The following is an 18,895-nucleotide window of genomic DNA, read 5'->3' as shown; positions in this document are numbered from 1 at the left end:
AGGCATAGGAGTAGAACAGAACCGTGGCTGAACTCAAACTTGGTTATAAGGCATCGGCGGAGCAGTTCGCGCCCCGGGAACTGGTCGAGTTGGCGGTTGCCGCCGAGGCGGCAGGCATGGACAGTGCGACGGTCAGTGACCATTTCCAGCCGTGGCGGCATGAGGGTGGGCATGCGCCGTTCTCGCTGGCGTGGATGACGGCGGTGGGTGAGCGCACGCAGCGGCTGGTGCTGGGTACCTCGGTGCTGACGCCGACGTTCCGGTACAACCCGGCGGTGATCGCGCAGGCCTTCGCCACCATGGGATGTCTGTACCCCGACCGGATCTTCCTGGGGGTGGGCACCGGGGAGTCGCTCAACGAGATTGCCACCGGTTACGCCGGCGAGTGGCCGGAGTTCAAGGAGCGCTTCGCCCGGTTGCGTGAGTCGGTCAAGCTGATGCGCGAGCTGTGGCTGGGCGACCGCGTCGATTTCGAGGGCGAGTACTACCACACCAAGGGTGCCTCGATTTACGACGTGCCCGAGGGTGGCATCCCGGTGTACATCGCCGCGGGTGGTCCGGTGGTGGCCAAGTACGCCGGGCGGGCCGGTGACGGGTTCATCTGCACCTCGGGCAAGGGTGAGGAGCTGTACAAGGACAAGCTCATCCCCGCGGTGAAAGAGGGTGCGGAGGCGGCCGGGCGCAACGCCGAGGACATCGACCGGATGATCGAGATCAAGATCTCCTATGACACCGATCCCGAGCTGGCGTTGGAGAACACCCGGTTCTGGGCGCCGCTGTCGTTGACGGCCGAGCAGAAGACCAGCATCCACGATCCGATCGAGATGGAGAAGGCGGCCGACGAGCTGCCGATCGAGCAGGTCGCCAAGCGCTGGATCGTCGCCTCCGATCCCGACGAGGCCGTCGAGAAGGTCGGCCAGTACGTCAAGTGGGGGCTGAACCACCTGGTGTTCCACGCCCCCGGCCACGATCAGCGTCGGTTCCTCGACTTGTTCAAGAAGGACCTGGAACCCAGGCTGCGCAAGCTGGGTTGATTCTGGCCCCATAGAGCTGACCCATTGTGAAGAAGATGGCGAGATTTTTCGAAAACCTCGCCATCTTCTTCACTTTCGGCGACGTCAGGCGGTGCGCACCGATCGCAGCACCGCGCCCGCCGCGCCGTGGCTCGTTGCGGTGAGCCGGACCCGGTCCGCCCGGAACAGGTCGTAGGCGTATTCGAATGGCCGGCCGTCGCCGTCACGCGTGACGCGGGTGATGGCCAACAGCGGCTTCCGCTGGGCGATGTCCAGCCACTGCGCTTCGCGGGCACTGGCGCTGACCACTTCGATGGTCTCGGTGGTGACCGCAGGGGTCAGGCCGTACCGCACCCGCACCAACTCGTAGAGCGAACCGCCGAGCGGCTGCTCCAGCAGATCCTCCATGTCTGCGGTGACGAAGCAGGACAGGTCGACCGACAGTGGCACCCCGTCGGCGAAACGCAACCGGCGGATCGTGAAAATTTCGGTGCCTTCGGCGATTTCGAGTGACTGGGCCTCTACGGCGGTGGCCGGACGGCGGTCGGTCGCCAGCACCCGACTGGTGCTGGTGTGGCCGCCGCGGTGCAGCCGTGCCGGTAGACCGACCAACTCCGCGGCATTCCGTTCGACGATGTCCGCGCGCACGAACGTGCCACCCCCTCGGCCGGTGCGCCGTTCCAGCACACCGGCCTGACTCAACGGCAGCAGCGCACTGCGCAGGGTCGAGCGCGACACCCCGAAACTCTCGGCCATCTCCCGCTCGGTGCCGAGCCGCGATCCGGGATGCAGGGTGCCCACCGCCAGCATGGACAGGATGCGCCGACGCACGTCCTCGGCGACTGGGCCGCCCGGTGTCATGGACATGCTCCGAGTGTGGACCAAATCGGCTGCACCGGGCAGACCAAAACGCGCCGATTCACCTGGCCGTTGCACAACTCCCAGGTTCGAAACATTGCGGTAACAAATGCCTTGACCCGCAACAGCTTCCGAGTTGACCGGCCGACCTGACGGGATAACAATGTGCAGCGTCGCGCCACAGCGCCGTCGGCGACGCCCAGAAACCAGACCAAATCGTGGTCCAGACGTCCTCCTCAGATAGGACCAAAAATGAGCGAGATCATCGATCCACCGGCGCCGTCGAACGCCACCATCCAACGCCTCAAACCCAACGCCGTGGGACTCGTCGGCGTGATGTTCATGGCGGTCGCGACGGCCGCCCCCATCACGGCCATGGTCGGCAATGTGCCGATCGCCGTCGGCTTCGGCAACGGTGTCTATGCCCCGGCCGGATATTTCGTCGCCACCATCGTGCTGACCCTGTTCGCGATCGGCTATGCGGCGATGAGTAAGCACATCACGGCCACCGGGGCCTTCTACGGATACATCTCCCACGGGTTGGGGCGGGTCGTCGGCCTCGGTGCCGGATTCTTGACGGCGCTGGCGTACATGGTGTTCGAGGCGTCGCTGATCGGCATCTTCTCGTTCTTCGGCAACGACCTGTTCAAATCATTCTTCGGCCTCGACGTTCCATGGATCATCTTCGCCGTGGTGATGCTGGCAGTGAACGCGGTGCTGACCTACTTCGACATCAACCTCGCTGCCAAGGTTCTCGCGGTGTTCCTGATCACCGAGATCGTCATGCTGGCCATGATGGCGCTGTCTGTGGTGTTCACCGGCGGTGGCCCACAGGGCTGGTCGTTGGGATCGCTGAACCCGCTCAACGGTTTTCAGAGCCTGTCCGGTGAGGTGGCCGGCGTCGACGGCAACATGATCGCGGTGGCCGGATCGGCCGGGGTCGGGCTGTTCTTCGCGTTCTGGTCGTGGGTGGGGTTCGAGTCCAGCGCCATGTACGGGGAGGAGTCGCGTAACCCCAAGAAGATCATCCCGATTGCGGTGATCTGCTCGGTCGTTGGCATCGGCGCCTTCTACGTCCTGGTGTCCTGGCTGGCCATCGTCGGTACCGGTCCGCAGAATGCCGTTGCGCTGGCGCAGGATTCGGCCACCGCCGGTGACATCTTCTTCAACCCGGTGCACCAGCATCTCGGCCAGTGGGCGGTCGATCTGTTCAAGATCCTGTTGATGACGGGGTCGTTCGCCTGCGGCATGGCCTTTCACAATTGCGCGGCGCGCTATCTCTATGCGATCGGCCGGGAGAACGTCATCCCGGGCATGCGCAGGACCGTCGGGGCTACCCATCCGGTGCACGGGTCACCGCACATCGCCGGGTTCGTGCAGACCGGCTTTGCCACCGTCGTGGTGTTGTTCTTCGACCTCACCGGACGTGACCCCTACACCGGGTTGTACGGCCTGATGGCGTTGCTGGGCACCACGGCCATCATGATCGTGCAGGCCTTGGCGGCGTTCTCGGTGGTCTCGTACTTCCACGTGCAGAAGCGTCACCCGGAGACGGCGAACTGGTTCACCACGCTGCTGGCCCCGGCACTGGGCGGGCTCGGCATGCTCTACGTCATCTACCTGCTCGCACAGAACGCGTCGTTTGCTGCCGGTTCAGCCGCATCGGACTGGATCTTCTCGTCGATCCCGTATGTTGTTGGCATCGCCGGGATCGGTGGTGTGCTCTGGGCGGTCTTCCTGAAATTCCGGGATCCGCAACGCTATTCCGATCTGGGCCGCACAGTGTTGGAGGAGGCGCACGAGCGCTGAGCAGGGGGGTGCAGGGCATGAGTTTCTCGAACATCATGGACTCCAACAGCTACACCGGTCGGTCGGCCGATCCGCAGACCGCCAAGCTGATCGAGGCCCGCACCCGCCTACTCGGACCGGCGTACCGGCTGTTCTACGAACGGCCGGTACATCTGGTCCGCGGCAGCGGTAGCCACCTGTTCGACGCGGACGGCGTGCGTTATCTCGACGCGTACAACAACGTCGTCAGCGTCGGACACTGCCACCCGCGCGTGGTGTCCGCGATGACGCGTCAGGCCGAGACGCTCAACACCCACACCCGGTATCTGCACGAGGGCATCCTCGACTATTCACAGCGGTTGCTGGACACCCTGGGCCTCGACCAGGTGATGTACGCGTGCACCGGATCCGAGGCCAACGATCTGGCGCTGCGGGTGGCCCAGATGTACACCGGTGCGCGCGGCGTCATCGTCACCAGCGAGGCCTACCACGGCAATACCGAAGCGGTGACGGCGATTTCACCGTCGATCGGCGGCGCCACGTCGATCGGTCCGCACGTGCGGGCGGTGCCCGCCCGGCCGCTCGACGTCACCGCTGCGATCGCGGATCTGCAGGACTCGGGTTACGGCGTCAGCTGCCTGATCGTGGACACGATCTTCGCCTCCGACGGCATCTATCCCGATCCCTCGGCACTGGCTCCGGCGGTGGCGGCGGTGCGCGCCGCCGGTGGGGTGTTCATCGCCGACGAGGTGCAACCCGGTTTCGGCCGCACCGGGGAGAGCATGTGGGGATTCGCGCGCCACGGCGTGGTGCCCGATCTGGTCACCATGGGCAAGCCCATGGCCAACGGGTTGCCGGTGGCGGCGATGGCGGCCCGCGGCGAGGTGCTCGAGGCGTTCGCCCGCGAGGTGCCCTACTTCAACACCTTCGGCGGCAACCCGGTGTCGATGGCCGCCGCGGCGACGGTGCTCGACGTCATCGAGGACGAGGACTTGATGGCCAATGCGGCCCGGGTCGGCGCCGCGTTGCGTGAGGAGCTCACCGGCCTGGCGGCCGACCATCCGCGCGTCGGAGAAGTTCGCGGGGCCGGACTCTACGTGGGCGTCGAGATGGTGACCGACCGCGACAGCGCAGTCCCGGACCGGGCCGCGGCGCACGATCTGGTCAACGCGATGCGGGACCGCAACGTGCTCATCTCGGTTTGCGGGGCGCAGGGCAGTGTGCTGAAGGTCAGACCACCCCTGGTATTCTCTCTGTCGGATGTGGACTGGTTCTGCACCGAATTCGCCGATGCGCTGCGGGACCTGCGCTGAGCAAAAGCAGAGCATCTGGCTGTCCAAACCCTGATGAGGGAAGCTGTATCAGTGCCAGAGGCAGACGTCGCCACCGCGATCTATATTGCGTCGCCCGAGGGGGACACCGGTAAGTCGACCATTGCGCTCGGGATTCTGCATCGGCTTGCCGCGACCGTGCCCAGGGTGGGCGTATTCCGACCCATCACCCGGCTCGGTGAGGACCGGGACTACATCCTCGAACTGTTGCTGGCCGGCGCCACGGCCGGCCTGAGTTACGACGACTGCGTCGGGGTCAGCTACCAGCAGGTACACGAGGACCCAGACGCCGCGATCGCCGAGATCGTCGACCGGTTCCACCGGGTGGCCGAGCAGTGCGACGCCGTGCTGATCGTTGGCAGCGATTACACCGACATCGCCACGCCCAGCGAGCTGAGCATGAACGCGCGCATCGCGGTGAACCTCGGGGCACCCGTCGTGCTGGCGGTCAAGGCCGCCGACCGCACGCCCGACGAGGTCGTGCACGTGGTCGAGGTGTGTCTGGCCGAGCTGAACCATCAGCATGCCCATGCCGCGGCGGTGGTCGCCAACCGATGCGATCCGGCGCAGCTGGCCGCGGTGGCCGAGGCGCTCACACCGCTCGGCCCACCCGCCTACGTGCTGCCCGAGGAGCCGTTGCTGGTGGCTCCGTCCGTGGCCGAGCTGCAGGTGGCGGTCGACGGCACCCTGGTCGCCGGGGATCCCGAGCTGGTGTCACGGGAGGCGCTGGGCGTGATGGTCGCCGGTATGACGGCCGAGCATTGCCTGGAGCGGCTGACCGAGGGCGTTGCGGTGATCACCCCCGGTGACCGGTCCGACGTGGTCCTGGCTGTCGTGAGTGCCCATGCCGCCGAGGGCTTTCCGTCACTGTCCTGCATCATCCTCAACGGTGGGCTCGAGCTGCACCCGGCGATCGCCGCGCTGGTCGACGGGCTCGGGCAACGGCTGCCCATCGTGGCCACCAAGTACGGCACCTTCGAGACCGCCAGCCGCGTCGCGGGGGCGCGCGGCCGGGTGACCGCGAAATCACAGCGAAAGATCGACACCGCACTGGCGTTGATGGACAAACACGTCGACGTCAACGATCTGATCGCCCAGCTGAGTATCCCGATCCCGGCGGTCACCACGCCGCAGATGTTCACTTATCAGCTGCTCGACCAGGCCCGCTCGGACCGTCGGCGCATCGTGTTGCCCGAAGGGACCGACGACCGCATCCTCAAGGCCGCGGGCCGGCTGCTGCAGCACGAGGTGGCCGAGCTGACGATCCTCGGTGAGGAAGGCCAGATCCGGTCCCGGGCAGCCGAACTCGGTGTGGACATCGAGGCGGCCACGGTCCTGGACCCGCGCACCAGCGAACTGTGCGATCAGTTCGCCGAGCAGTATGCCGAGCTGCGCCGCAAGAAGGGCGTGACAGTCGAGCAGGCGCGCGAGATCATCCACGACGTCTCGTATTTCGGCACCATGCTGGTGCACAACGAGATGGTGGACGGCATGGTCTCGGGCGCCGCGCACACCACCGCGCACACCGTGCGCCCGGCCTTCGAGATCATTCGCACCGCACCAGGTATCTCCACGGTGTCCAGCATCTTCCTGATGTGCCTGGCCGACCGGGTGCTGGCCTACGGTGATTGCGCGATCGTGCCCGACCCGACCGCTGAGCAACTCGCCGACATCGCGATCTCCTCGGCCCGCACCGCCGCGCAGTTCGGCATCGATCCGCGGGTGGCCATGCTCTCGTACTCGACCGGAACCTCGGGTACCGGCGCCGATGTCGACAAGGTCAGGGCGGCAACCGAATTGGTGCGGCAACGCGAACCCGACCTGCTGGTGGAAGGCCCGATCCAGTACGACGCCGCGGTGGAACCGTCGGTGGCCAAGACCAAGATGCCCGATTCCGCCGTGGCCGGGCAGGCCACCGTGCTGATCTTCCCCGACCTCAACACCGGCAACAACACCTACAAGGCCGTGCAACGTAGCGCGGGGGCCATCGCGATCGGCCCCGTGCTGCAGGGCCTGAACAAGCCGGTCAACGATCTGTCCCGGGGAGCGCTGGTGGAGGACATCGTCAACACGGTGGCGATCACCGCGATTCAGGCGCAGGGGCAGGGGCAGTAAATGACCGTCCTGGTGATCAACTCCGGGTCCTCGTCCCTGAAATACGCCGTGGTGAAACCGGACTCGGGTGAGTTCCTGGCCGATGGCATCATCGAGCAGATCGGATCGGCGCAGATGCCCGATCACGATGCCGCGCTGCAGGCGGCGCATCAGGCGCTGGCCGATCAAGGCCTGCACCTCGACACCCTCGGGCTGACGGCGGTGGGGCACCGGGTGGTTCACGGTGGCACCACGTTCTATCGGCCGACGTTGATCGACGACGCCCTGATGGCCAAGGTCGAAGAGCTGTCTCCGCTTGCGCCGCTGCACAATCCGCCCGCCATCCTCGGTATCGAGGTGGCCCGCAAGCTGCTGCCCGATGTGCCGCACATTGCAGTGTTCGACACGGCCTTCTTCCACAACCTGCCCGCGGCGTCGGCCGCCTATGCCATCGATCGTGAGGTGGCCGAGCGCTGGGGCATCCGACGCTACGGCTTCCACGGGACGTCGCACGAGTACGTCAGCCAGCAGGCCGCCGTCTTTCTGGACCGGCCTTACGAGTCGCTGAATCAGATTGTGCTGCACCTCGGGAACGGTGCGTCGGCCTCGGCGATCGCCGGGGGCCGGCCCGTGGACACCTCGATGGGGCTGACGCCGATGGAGGGCCTGGTGATGGGTACCCGCAGCGGTGACATCGACCCCGGCATCCTGATCTATCTGTGCCGCACGGCCGATATGAGCGTCGAAGAGGTCGATACGCTGCTCAACCGTCGTTCGGGTGTGCGTGGTCTCGGCGGGGAAAACGACTTCCGCAAATTGCGCGCCCTGATCGAATCGGGCGACGAGAACGCGCAATTGGCCTACGACGTCTACATCCACCGGCTGCGTAAGTATGTCGGCGGGTACCTCGCGGTGCTGGGGCGCACCGACGTGATCAGCTTTACCGCCGGGGTGGGGGAGAACGACGCCGTGGTGCGCCGCGATACCCTGGCCGGGTTGACCGGGCTGGGCATCGAGATCGACGAGACGCTCAACACCGCGCCGTCACGCGAGGCCAGGCGTATCTCCGCCCCCGGCTCTGCGGTGACGGTGCTGGTGGTGCCGACCAACGAGGAGTTGGCGATTGCGCGTGCCTGTGCCGACGCGATCTGATCAGAACGTGCTCATGGGCCGCACGCTGTTGGCCAGGTCGATGAGGGCATAGCGGTGTGACTGCGTGGGCGCGACGCGGGCCAGTGCCCGAAGTGACGCCTCCACACCGAGTTTGAGGCCGTGCTCGGTGAACGGGAATCCGAGGATGTGATTGCTGCTGGCCGAGTTGTCGGCCAGCCAGTCCATTGCGGTGCCCAGCACCAATGCCCTGATCTGCAGCACCCGGGGTTCGGAATCGGGTAGTGCCTCCACCCGGCGGGCGGCATCGCGGATGTTCTGCTCGGTGATCTCACCGCTGGAGCGCCCGGACAGGAGGGTCACCGCGCTGGTCAACCGGGCGGTGGTGAAATGCCGTGAGGTGGGCGGAACCTGGTCGAGGGTCTGGACCGCGTTGTCCCGCTCGCCGGCCACCGATTCGGCCCGCGCCAGGCCGAACCCGGCGGAGATCACGCCGTTGTCGGTGGCCCACACGGTGTTGTAGAACTTCAGCTCGTCGGCGGTACCGGCCAGTTCGGCCGTCGCCGCCAGCGCCAGCTTCGGGGCCAGCTCGCCCGGCAGGGTATCGAGCACCTCGGTGAAATGCTTTGTCGCCGAGTCGTAATCGGCGGACAGCATCTCGGCCACGGCGCGGAACCACACGAGCCGCCAGCTCCAGCCGGCTCGGACCGCCAGGTCGTCGAGCTTGCGGGTGGCCTTGGCCACGTCGCCCAGATCCAGCAGGGCTCGTGCCTCCATCAGCGGCAGCTCCACGGATTCGGATACGTCCACGCCTTCGGCGTCGATCGCGCCGTGCCGCGCCGCACGCAACTGGTCCAGGGTGTGGACCGGTTGGCTCAGCACGCTGGCCACCAGCAACGGGGCTCCGACATCGGTGCGGTCGACCAGCGGAACCGGCAACGCCCGGACGATCTCCTGCGCCGTCAGTTTCTCCGAATGCACTTGCCCGTCGACGTAGACGTCGGTGTGCGCCACGAGCAGATCGATGCCGAACGTCGAACGGGACGGGCTGAACACCGTCGACAGACCGGGCCGCGGGATTCCGGTGTCGGCGGCCACCACCTCGCGCAGCACACCGAGCAGCTGAGACGACATCTCCTCGGCACTGCTGAACCGGCGACGCGGATCGGGATCGATCGCGCGGCGCAGCAGCCGTCCGAACGAATCGTAGGTGTCGAGCACCGGATCCTCCGACGGCAGCCCGTCGACGTAGCGGCCGCGGCGGGTCCGCAGCTTCACGGTCAACGCGGCCAGCGTGCGGCCCACCGTGTAAATGTCGGTGGCCACCGTCGGGCCGGTCCGCACGATCTCGGGGGCCTGGAATCCCGGTGTGCCGTACAGGTATCCGTAGGAGTTGAGCCGTGACACCGCGCCCAGGTCGATCAGCTTGAGCTGTTCCTCGGTGATCATGATGTTCTCGGGCTTGAGGTCGTTGTAGGCCAAGCCGATCGAGTGCAGGTAACCGAGGGCGGGCAGGATCTCCAGCATGTAGCCGATGGCCTCGGCCACCGGCAGTTTGGTTCCCTTGGCCTGTTTGAGCGAGGTTCCGCCGACGTATTCCATCACGATGTAGCCGACCGGATTGCCGTGCTTGTCATCGTGTTCGACGAAGTTGTAGATCTTCACGATCCCGGGATGCGTCACCTCGGCGAGGAACTGCCGCTCGGCCATGGCGATCGCCTGCGCCTCGGCGTCGCCGGAATGCACCAGACCCTTGAGCACGACCGGCCGTTCGTTCACGTTGTGGTCGAAGGCCAGATACACCCAGCCCAGCCCACCGTGGGCGATGCAACCCTTGATCTCGTATTGGTCGGCGACGATCTCACCCGGGGACAGCTGCGGCAGAAACGAATACGCGCTACCGCAGTGCGGGCACCAGCCCTCGGATTGGGCGTGCCCGTTCGGCGACGACCGGCCCACCGGCCTGCCGCAGTTCCAGCAGAACCGCTTCTGTTCGGCCACCACCGGGTTGGTCATCAACGCGGTCAACGGATCCCGTTCGGGCACGCGTGGGATCTCGACCAGCCCGCCACCCAGCCGCCGGATCGGTGAGAGGGCGCGGGTCGCGATCGTGGCGTGGTTCTGCGGCTCGGTGTCGTCTCCACCGAACGGGGAGTCGTCGGAGTCATCGAACTCCGGCCGGAACACCGCTTGGGTCGCCATCGGCCGCATGGTCGACAACGAATCCATGTCGAGTTCTTCGAGGCTGGCCGGCTGGGTCCCCGGCCCCGCATCCGTATCGGGGTCGGGGCCGGTGGTGTCGTCGTACTGTTCCATCAGTCCACGTACCTCGCCACCGGGGGTGAAGGTGCCGGCCCGAGCACGGTCAACCACTTGCGGTACAACGTGTTCCAGGTGCCGTCGCGCCGGATGCGTTCGAGCGTGGCGTTGACGACGCGGACCAGTCCGTCGTTGTCCAGGCTCAACCCGATGCCGTAGGGCTCCTCGGCGAGGCTCGGACCGACGATGTGCAGGTAGGGATCCTGGGCCACCAGCCCGGCCAGGATCGAATCGTCGGTGCTGACCGCATCGGCCTGACGCTGCTGCAACGCCACCAGGCAGTCGGCCCACGTCACCACCGACACGATGATCGGCGCCGGGCTGATCTGCTGGATCCGTTTGAGTGAGGTGGTGCCGTCCACCACGCACACCCGTTTGCCCGACAGGTCCGAAGCCTGCGAGATGTTGGAATCCCGCGCGGCCAGGATGCGTTGATGCGCCATCAGATACACCGTGGAGAAGTTCACCTGCTTGCGGCGTTCACAGGTGATCGTCATGGTCTTCACCACGATGTCGACCTGATGGTTCTGCAGCGCCGTGATGCGGTCGGCCGAGGACAGGATCCGGTACTCGACCTGTGACGGGGTGCCGAAGATGTCGCGGGCCACCTCCCCGGCGATGTCCACGTCGAATCCGTTGATCTGCCCGGTGATCGGGTCGCGGAAGGAGAACAGGTTGCTGCCGATGTCCAGCCCGACCACCAGGCGTCCCCGCTTGCGGATGTCGGCCACGGCCGCCTCGGCGTCGGCCTTGTTGCTGAACGGCCGCAGACTGGCGGTGCGGTTGCACTCGTCGGTCTCCGGTGACGGCACCCGCACCGGCTGCGGGGCCAGCTCCTGCATACCGGCCGGGCTGGGCGGCGCCAGCGTCATCGTCGGCACCGTCAACGGCGGCGCGCTCTGGCCGCAGCCGGCCACCGCCACCACCGTGGCCAGGATCGCCACCAACTTGCGCACGGTCATCTGCTGTCTCTTCTTCGCGCAAGCGCTCATCAGTGCTGTTCTCTTCTTCGCGCAAGCGCTCATCAGCGGTACTCACTTAGCCGAGGCCACAACCCCAACGCCACCGCCAACGCCGCCGCCACACTGAGCAGCGCGGCGCCCACCGTCGCGCCGGACAGCACGCGGCGGGCATTGGCGATGTCGTTGCGCAACTGGCTGCGGCTCTGCTCGATGCCCTTGGACAACGCGCCGTCGAGTTTGTCGAATGCGGTCGTGGAGTCGTCCTCTCCGGTCCCCAGCGCCACCTGCGTCGCGGCCTGATAGTTGCCCACTGCGATGTAGGCGTTGATCCGGTCATCGGCCGCGCGCCATTTGGTGAGCAATTCTTCGGCGCCGTTCAGATCGCTCTTGTCGATGTCGGACTCGCGGGCCAGGTACTGCGCAAGCTGTTGCTGCATGGCCTCGATGCGTTGGTAGTAGGACTGCTTGCGCAGATTCTCGTCGCCGCGCCGGATCAGGGCCAGCGTCTCGTCGGCCCGGGCCTGCTGCGCGGTGATGGCCAGATTGGTCACCGTCTTGAGTGATTCGGCGGCCGTGTCCTTGGCGCTGCGGCTGTCCGACGTCGAGATCACCAAGGCGGTGGTCACCCAGATCAGCATGATCAGCACGGCCATGCCGCCGGCGACGAAACCGATGTTCACCCGGCGCCGGGTGCGTCGGGCCAGCCACCGGTTGGCGAACGCCCCGAACATCAAGGTGGCCAGGACCACCAGCATCACCGGGGCCGGGATCCGGGTCGAGGCCGTCGTCTCGGCATCCACTCGGGCCGAGGTCTCCTCGTAGAGCCGTTGCGCATCGGGCAGGATCTGCGACTGCATCATCGCCGAGGCTTCCGACAGATAAGAGGAGCCGACGGGGTTGCCGGCCCGGTTGTTGGTGCGCGCGGTTTCCACCAACCCGGTGTAGACCGCCAGCCGCGCGTTGATCCGGCCGAGCAGCTGCACCAGGGTTTCGTCGGTCAGCCCGCTCGACGCCCGTGTCACCGCCACCGACGCATCGGTGATGGCCTGCTCGTAGCGCTGCCGCACATCGCGGGGCTCGGCCCCGGCGATGAACGCGGTGGCCGCGGCGGCGTCGGCCACCGACAACGTGGTGTAGAGCTGCCCGGCGGCGAAGGCCAGCGGTTCGGTGTGGTCGAGGACCGTCGTCAACGCCTGCTGACGATCATTGATCGTCGTGGACGTGGCGAACGCGCTGGCGATCACGAGCGCCGACAGGACCAGACCGATGGTCAGGATGCGTCCGGGGGTGGTCCACAGAAACCACCAGCGTGGGTGGGCAGGAGTGGTCGGCGACCGGGACGCGAGCGGTTCGGTCGAGGGATGTGCCAACTCCACAGTCACCTGCGCAGGGACCTCATTTAGTTTCGGTGCTTACGGCTGCCTCAACACTATAAAAAGTTTCTAAGAGCGGCCGCTAAGGCTCGCGGAGAAATCGAGGGCAGGCGAAATCGGCCGGGTTCCTTATTCTGTACGGGTGCGTGGCGACGGTGACGGCTGGGTGTTCTCCGACAACGGCGCCCGATACTGGGGGCGTCACGGGGCGGCCGGCCTGTTGTTGCGGGCCCCGTGGCCGGGCGGATCGGCGGCCGTGCTCTTGCAGCACCGCGCGCCGTGGAGTCATCAGGGCGGGACGTGGGCGTTGCCCGGCGGAGCCCGCGACAGCCACGAGACGGCCGAGCAGGCCGCGGTCCGCGAAGCCCACGAGGAAGCCGGGGTGACGGCCGAGCAACTCACCGTGCGCACGACGGTGGTGACCGCCGAGGTGGCCGGCATCGGTGGCACGCACTGGTCCTACACCACCGTGATCGCCGATGTGCCCGAACCGCTGGAGACTATCCCGAACCGCGAGAGCTCGGAGTTGCGCTGGGTGGCCGAGGACGAGGTGGCCGACCTGCCGTTGCATCCCGGGTTCGCCGCGAGCTGGCAGCAGCTGCGGGTGGTGACGGCGTCGCTTCCGCTGGAACTCAATCGGCCGCGCTGAGTGTCCTCTTGAGTTCTTGGGCGGCCGCCTGTGGATCCTCGGCCGCGGTGATCGCCCGGACCACCACGATCCGTCGCGCGCCGGCAGCCAGCACCTCGGGCAGCCGCTGCGCATCGATCCCGCCGATGGCGAACCAGGGCTTGGCCGGGTTCAGCGCCGCGGTCGAGCGGACCAGGTCGAGCCCGGGTGCGGTCCGGCCCGGTTTGGTCGGGGTGGGCCAGCACGGGCCGACGCAGAAGTAGTCGACGGCCTCGTCGACGGCGGCGCGGGCCTGCGCGGCGTCGTGGGTGGAACGCCCGATCACCGGACGGTCCCCGACGATTCCGCGCGCGGCGTCCAACGGCAGATCGTCCTGACCGAGGTGCAGCACGTCGGCCCCGGCCGCCCGCGCGATGTCGGCGCGGTCGTTGACCGCCAGCAACGCGCCGTGGCGCCGGGCGGCGTCGGCCAGGACCTCAAGCGCTTCGAGCTCCTGGCGGGCCTCCAGTGGGCCGAACGTCTTCTCCCCGGCCGAGCCCTTGTCGCGCAGCTGGATCAGATCCACCCCGCCGGCCAGCGCGGCGTCGGCGAATTCGGCCAGGTCACCACGCTCTCGGCGAGCATCGGTGCACAGGTACAGGGTGGCGCGCTGCAAACGGTCGACGGGTGATTCCACACCGCGACGGTAGCTGGTCGGTCTCCGAGTACCCTGGACTGGCAATACGGGAGTCCCTGGGACGTGGGGCTGAGAGTGGGCAGACGAACCGGCCCTGACCGTCACACCTGATCCGGGTCATGCCGGCGAAGGGAGCGGATATGGCACTCGGAGGAGCGCGAACACTTGCCGTCATCGGCGGCGGGGTGATCGGGCTGTCCATCGCCCGCCGGGCGGCGCTGGACGGCTGGACCGTGCGGCTGCACTGTAGGCGTGAGCACGGCGCCTCCTGGGTGGCCGGCGGCATGCTGGCCCCGCACAGCGAAGGCTGGCCCGGCGAAGAGCAGATCCTGCAGATCGGGCTGGAGTCACTCAAGCTGTGGCACTCCGGTTTCCTCGAAGGCCTGGCGCCCGAGGTGGTCACGGCGCGTGAGTCGCTCGTGGTCGCCGTGGACCGGGCCGATGTGGCCGATCTGCGTACGGTCGCCGAATGGTTGTCCGCCCAGGGGCAGCCGGTCGAGTTGACCACCGCGGCGCGCGACGTGGAACCGCTGCTGGCCCAAGGTATCCGGCATGGGTTCCGGGCCACCACCGAACTGGCCGTCGACAACCGGGCCGTGGTCGACGGGCTGGCCGCGCACTGCGAGCGGCTGGCCGTGCGGTGGGCCGGTCCCGTCGAGGACCTGGCCGGCGTGGACGCGGACGCGATCGTGATCGCCAACGGCATCGACGCCCCGACCTTGTGGCCGGGCCTGCCGGTTCGCCCGGTCAAAGGTGAGGTACTGCGGCTGCGTTGGCGCAAGGGGTGTATGCCAGTGCCGCAGCGGGTGATTCGGGCCCGGGTGCACGGACGCCCGGTGTACCTGGTGCCGCGCGCCGACGGTGTCGTCGTGGGCGCCACCCAGTACGAGCACGGCCGCGACACCGCGCCGGTGGTCAGCGGCGTGCGTGATCTGCTCGAGGATGCGTGCGCGGTGATGCCCGCGCTGGGCGAGTACGAACTGGCCGAGACCGCGGCCGGGCTGCGACCCATGACGCCCGATGGGCTGCCGATCGTCGAACGGGTCGACGAGCGCACGCTGGTGGCCGTCGGACATGGCCGGAACGGATTTCTGTTGGCGCCGTGGACCGCTGAGCGGATCGCGGCGGAGCTCAAGATGAGTGTGGGAGTGCAATGATCACCATCACGGTCAACAACGAGACCCTCGAAGTGGACGAGCAGACCACCATCGGCGGACTGCTGGAGGACCGGGGTTTCCCGGACAAGGGCATCGCCGTCGCACTGGACTGGGCGGTGCTGCCCCGGTCCGAATGGGACCGCACGTTGTGCGACGGTGCCCGCGTCGAGGTCGTGACGGCGGTGCAGGGTGGCTGATTCAACTCTCACCATCGGCGGCCGGGAGTTCGGCTCCCGGCTGATCATGGGCACCGGTGGTGCCCCGAACCTGGCGGTCCTGGAAGAGGCCCTGGTGGCCTCGGGCACCGAGTTGACGACGGTGGCGATGCGACGCGTCGACGCCGAAACCGGTACCGGGGTACTCGATCTGCTCAACCGGCTCGGTATCGCCGCACTGCCCAACACCGCAGGATGTCGTGGTGCGGCCGAGGCCGTGCTCACCGCGCAGCTGGCACGGGAGGCGCTGGGCACCGACCTGGTCAAGCTCGAGGTGATCGCCGACGAACGCACGCTGCTGCCCGATGCGATCGAATTGGTCAAGGCCGCAGAGCAATTGGTCGACGACGGGTTCACGGTGCTGCCCTACACCAATGACGACCCGGTGTTGGCCCGGCGGTTGGAGGATGCCGGCTGTGCGGCGGTGATGCCGCTGGGTGCACCGATCGGCACCGGCCTGGGCATCTCCAATCCGCACAACATCGAGATGATCGTGGCGCAGGCCGGGGTGCCGGTGGTGCTCGACGCCGGGATCGGCACCGCCAGCGACGCCGCGCTGGCCATGGAATTGGGTTGTGACGCCGTGCTGTTGGCCACCGCCGTCACCCGCGCCTCCGATCCACCGACCATGGCCGCCGCGATGTCCGCGGCCGTCACCGCCGGGTATCTGGCCCGTCAGGCCGGCCGTATCCCGAAGCGATTCTGGGCACAGGCGTCAAGTCCGGCGCGGTAACTCGACGTGCACGGTAAACGGTATGTGGCCCTGGGCAGTTCGATGGCTGCCGGGCCCGGGATCATGCCTCGAGCCGCGGGTGCACCGTTTCCGGCCGGACGCTCGGCACGCAACTATCCCCATCTGGTGGCCCACGCACTCGGGCTCAATCTCGTCGACGTGACGTATTCGGGGGCCACCACCGCGCACGTACTGAGTGAGCGGCAGAACGGTGCCCCACCGCAGCTGCAGGCGCTGGACGGCTCCGAGGCGTTGGTCACGGTGACCATCGGCGGCAACGACGTCGGCTATGTGCCGTCGTTGATGGCCGCCGGGCTGCCGCGGGTCACCCGGTCGTTGCCGGTCTTCGGGTCGTGGGCGCGCAACCTGCTGAACCTCGACGCGCGGGAGACTGCGTTGAGCGAGGTGGCCGGCGCACTGGTGAGTGTGGGGCGTGAGATTCGCCGGCGCGCTCCCGAGGCGCGGGTGTTGTTCGTCGACTATCTGACGATCTTGCCGCCGGCCGGCATCGGGGCGAAGCCGCTGTCGGAGGCCGACGCCAGGCTGGGCCGTCATATCGCCGCCACGCTCGAACGACTCACCGGGGAGGCTGCCGCCCAGACCGGGTGCGGATGGGTTCGCGCGGCGGCGGCCAGTGCGGGGCACCATGCCTGGTCGGCCGAGCCCTGGACCACTCGGCCCGGTTTGCCCTGGCCGGGCCGGCCGGCGCCGCTGCATCCCAACGCTGCCGGTATGCGGGCGGTCGCCGATATGGTGGTGGCGTGGGAGCCATGATCGAACTGGCCGGGCTGACAAAGCTCTACGGCACCCACCGCGCCGTCGACGATCTGACCTTCACCGTCGAACCGGGCGTGGTCACCGGGTTTCTCGGGCCCAACGGTGCGGGCAAGACCACCACCATGCGGCTGATCCTCGGCCTGGACCATCCCAACGCCGGGACGGCGACCATCGACGGCAAGCCCTATCGGGATTTACGCGATCCGCTGCGCTCGGTCGGCGCCCTACTCGATGCCCGGCAGGCCCATCCCAACCGCTCGGCCCGCAACCACTTGCGCTGGATCGCCGCGGCCAACCGGATTCCGTCGGCCCGTGTCGACGAGGTGCTGGAGATGGTCGGTCTGACGTCGGTGGTCGACCGCAACGCCGGCACGCTGTCGCTGGGCATGAGCCAGCGGCTCGGGATCGCCGCGGCGCTGTTGGGCGATCCGCCGGTGCTGCTGTTCGACGAACCGGTCAACGGGCTGGATCCCGAGGGCATCCACTGGGTCCGCACGCTGATGCGCAGTCTGGCCGCCGAGGGTCGCACGGTGTTCGTCTCCAGTCACCTTCTGGCCGAGATGGCCAACACCGCCGATCGGCTGGTGGTGATCGGGCAGGGCAAGCTGATCGCCTCCACGACCGTGCGTGAGTTCGTCAGCGGCACCTCGGCCGACACCGTGCGGGTACGCAGCCCACAGCTGGAGACGCTGCGTGAGGTGCTGACCGACGCCGGGTTCGAAGTCGACGCCGCCGCCGACGGTGACGCGCTGGCGGTCCACGGCGCGGCCATCGAGGTGATCGGTGATCTGGCCGCCCGCAATGCGATCGCACTGCACGAGTTGAGCCAGCGGCAGGCCTCGTTGGAGGAGGCATATCTGAAACTCACCGACGATGCCGTCGACTACCGGGCGGCACCGAAGGCGGCACCGAAGTGAGCGCGCTCGCCGCGCTCGACGCCGAGCGCATCAAATTGTCCACCACCCGCTCGCCCCTGTGGTCGGTGATCGGGGTGGCGGTACTCAGCCTCGGTCTGGCCGCGATGCAGGGCATGACCGCCGATCACTACACGGCACTGTCCCCGGGCCGGGCCGCGTTGGGTGTCGCGGTGTTCGGGGTTCCGGTGCTGATGGTGCTGTCGTCGTTGACGATGACGGGGGAGTACCGCAGCGGCCTGATCCGCACCACGCTGTTGGCGACCCCGAACCGGACGCAGGTGCTGGCCGCCAAGGCCGTGGTGTGTGCGGCGTTCTCCTCGGTGTGTGCGGTGATCATGGTGCTGGCGGCCGTGCTGGTGGCCCGGTTCGTCGCCGACCCGGTGGTCGGCACCCAACTGTCGATGGCCAACCCGGCGACCTGGCGAGTGGCCGGCGGGTTTGCGTTGTACGCCGCATTGGCCGCCGTCCTCGGCGTCGCGGTCGGGGCACTGCTGCGGTTTGCGGCCGGTGCGGTGGCGGTGCTGCTGCTGTGGCCGCTGGTGGCCGAACCGCTGCTGGGCAACCTGCCGGGAAACGGCGCCGAATTCGGACCGTGGCTGCCGTTCGCCAACATGTTCCGGTTCCTTCAGGTGGAGTGGCTGTTCCCGGCCTATGACATCCCATGGGGTGAGGTGGGCTCGCTGCTGTATTTCCTGGTGTGGGTGGTGATCGCCTTCGTCGCCGCCGCGGTGGTACTGAACAGGCGTGACGCCTGACCCGGGATCACTCCGGGTCAGACGCCACGTCACCACCGATCGCCAGCACCACCTTCGACCCGTACGGCACCTGCTGGATCAGCCGCAGCTGCGCCAGTGCCGGGTGGGCGTCCAGCAGCTTGCCGGCGTTGGCCAGCGCGCGCAGGGCCGCGGTCTCGGCGCGGGCGGCTTCCAACTTCGCCGCACCGG

At 67.6% G+C, this 18,895-nt stretch carries 17 protein-coding genes, 1 pseudogene and 1 riboswitch; of the genes and pseudogenes, 12 read left to right on the top strand and 6 right to left on the bottom strand.

All coding sequences use genetic code 11. The annotated features are described in order from the left end of the window. The first annotated feature begins 23 nt into the window (after positions 1-23). Positions 24-1,034, top strand: a complete 1,011-nt coding sequence (gene fgd / locus A5733_RS02935) for a glucose-6-phosphate dehydrogenase (coenzyme-F420) (protein WP_067764082.1) — start codon at positions 24-26, stop codon at positions 1,032-1,034. 84 nt (positions 1,035-1,118) lie between these two features. Here fgd and A5733_RS02930 read toward each other — a convergent pair whose 3' ends face one another. After that, positions 1,119-1,880: a GntR family transcriptional regulator gene (locus A5733_RS02930; protein WP_076239011.1), complete on the bottom strand. Its 762-nt coding sequence runs from the start codon at positions 1,878-1,880 to the stop codon at positions 1,119-1,121. A gap of 243 nt (positions 1,881-2,123) precedes the next feature. On the opposite strand from A5733_RS02930, the gene A5733_RS02925 reads away from it, so the two are divergent. Genes A5733_RS02925 through A5733_RS02910 form a run of 4 tightly spaced genes read left to right on the top strand, consistent with a single transcriptional unit; the run spans position 2,124 to position 8,236 of the window. After that, a complete protein-coding gene (locus A5733_RS02925; RefSeq protein WP_076239010.1) occupies positions 2,124-3,680 on the top strand; it encodes an APC family permease in 1,557 nt (518 codons plus the stop codon). A gap of 17 nt (positions 3,681-3,697) precedes the next feature. After that, complete coding sequence (locus A5733_RS02920) at positions 3,698-4,972, top strand: aspartate aminotransferase family protein (RefSeq protein ID WP_076239048.1); 1,275 nt, start codon at positions 3,698-3,700, stop codon at positions 4,970-4,972. A 51-nt stretch (positions 4,973-5,023) separates the two neighbouring features. Beyond that, positions 5,024-7,105 carry a phosphate acetyltransferase gene (pta, locus tag A5733_RS02915; RefSeq protein WP_076239009.1) on the top strand — a complete coding sequence of 694 codons (2,082 nt, stop codon included), beginning with the start codon at positions 5,024-5,026 and terminating at the stop codon, positions 7,103-7,105. Further along, positions 7,106-8,236 (top strand): acetate kinase, encoded by a 1,131-nt coding sequence (locus A5733_RS02910; RefSeq protein ID WP_076239008.1) that lies wholly within the window; start codon positions 7,106-7,108, stop codon positions 8,234-8,236. It begins immediately after the preceding gene. Here the strand turns inward: A5733_RS02910 and A5733_RS02905 are convergent, their stop codons facing one another. The 3 genes from A5733_RS02905 to glnX form a co-directional block, all read right to left on the bottom strand. Beyond that, the gene (locus tag A5733_RS02905) at positions 8,237-10,510 is read right to left on the bottom strand and encodes a serine/threonine-protein kinase PknG (RefSeq protein WP_067764131.1); all 2,274 of its coding nucleotides are present in this window, start codon (positions 10,508-10,510) and stop codon (positions 8,237-8,239) included. Further along, entirely contained in the window at positions 10,510-11,475 is a 966-nt protein-coding gene (locus A5733_RS02900) for a glutamate ABC transporter substrate-binding protein (RefSeq protein WP_369806637.1), read from the bottom strand. The genes A5733_RS02905 and A5733_RS02900 overlap by 1 nt, the downstream gene beginning before the upstream one ends. A gap of 62 nt (positions 11,476-11,537) precedes the next feature. Beyond that, positions 11,538-12,857 carry a protein kinase G-activating protein GlnX gene (gene glnX, locus A5733_RS02895; RefSeq protein ID WP_067764057.1) on the bottom strand — a complete coding sequence of 440 codons (1,320 nt, stop codon included), beginning with the start codon at positions 12,855-12,857 and terminating at the stop codon, positions 11,538-11,540. 133 nt (positions 12,858-12,990) lie between these two features. Here glnX and A5733_RS02890 point away from each other — a divergent pair, with 133 nt between their 5' ends. Then, positions 12,991-13,497: an NUDIX hydrolase gene (locus A5733_RS02890; RefSeq protein ID WP_067764054.1), complete on the top strand. Its 507-nt coding sequence runs from the start codon at positions 12,991-12,993 to the stop codon at positions 13,495-13,497. On the opposite strand, the gene thiE is transcribed toward A5733_RS02890, so the two are convergent. Next, positions 13,481-14,152 (bottom strand): thiamine phosphate synthase, encoded by a 672-nt coding sequence (thiE, locus tag A5733_RS02885; protein ID WP_076239005.1) that lies wholly within the window; start codon positions 14,150-14,152, stop codon positions 13,481-13,483. The two genes, A5733_RS02890 and thiE, sit on opposite strands and share 17 nt — an antisense overlap. Before the next feature lie 36 nt (positions 14,153-14,188). Continuing rightward, positions 14,189-14,303: riboswitch (TPP riboswitch) on the top strand. Between thiE and thiO the strand changes: the two genes are divergently transcribed. The 6 genes from thiO to A5733_RS02855 all read left to right on the top strand — a co-directional run bounded on the left by thiO (position 14,293) and on the right by A5733_RS02855 (position 18,706). Continuing rightward, positions 14,293-15,309: a glycine oxidase ThiO gene (gene thiO / locus A5733_RS02880; protein WP_076239004.1), complete on the top strand. Its 1,017-nt coding sequence runs from the start codon at positions 14,293-14,295 to the stop codon at positions 15,307-15,309. Its footprint overlaps the riboswitch before it by 11 nt. After that, a complete protein-coding gene (thiS, locus tag A5733_RS02875; RefSeq protein WP_082957511.1) occupies positions 15,306-15,506 on the top strand; it encodes a sulfur carrier protein ThiS in 201 nt (66 codons plus the stop codon). Before thiO ends, thiS begins: the two co-directional genes overlap by 4 nt. After that, positions 15,499-16,257 carry a thiazole synthase gene (locus A5733_RS02870; protein WP_076239003.1) on the top strand — a complete coding sequence of 253 codons (759 nt, stop codon included), beginning with the start codon at positions 15,499-15,501 and terminating at the stop codon, positions 16,255-16,257. Before thiS ends, A5733_RS02870 begins: the two co-directional genes overlap by 8 nt. A 24-nt stretch (positions 16,258-16,281) precedes the next feature. Beyond that, entirely contained in the window at positions 16,282-17,031 is a 750-nt protein-coding gene (locus A5733_RS02865) for an SGNH/GDSL hydrolase family protein (RefSeq protein ID WP_067764042.1), read from the top strand. Beyond that, positions 17,028-17,951, top strand: a complete 924-nt coding sequence (locus A5733_RS02860; RefSeq protein WP_076239002.1) for an ABC transporter ATP-binding protein — start codon at positions 17,028-17,030, stop codon at positions 17,949-17,951. Before A5733_RS02865 ends, A5733_RS02860 begins: the two co-directional genes overlap by 4 nt. Continuing rightward, positions 17,948-18,706: an ABC transporter permease subunit gene (locus A5733_RS02855; RefSeq protein WP_067764036.1), complete on the top strand. Its 759-nt coding sequence runs from the start codon at positions 17,948-17,950 to the stop codon at positions 18,704-18,706. The genes A5733_RS02860 and A5733_RS02855 overlap by 4 nt, the downstream gene beginning before the upstream one ends. Before the next feature lie 7 nt (positions 18,707-18,713). Here A5733_RS02855 and A5733_RS02850 read toward each other — a convergent pair. Continuing rightward, a pseudogene (locus A5733_RS02850) lies at positions 18,714-18,895 on the bottom strand (slipin family protein); the annotation flags it as partial.

It is taken from the genome of Mycobacterium sp. NS-7484, from assembly GCF_001953975.1.
GTDB lineage: Bacteria > Actinomycetota > Actinomycetes > Mycobacteriales > Mycobacteriaceae > Mycobacterium.
The sequence above is the reverse complement of the archived record's forward strand: the minus strand, read 5'-3'. Positions and strand labels throughout refer to the sequence as shown.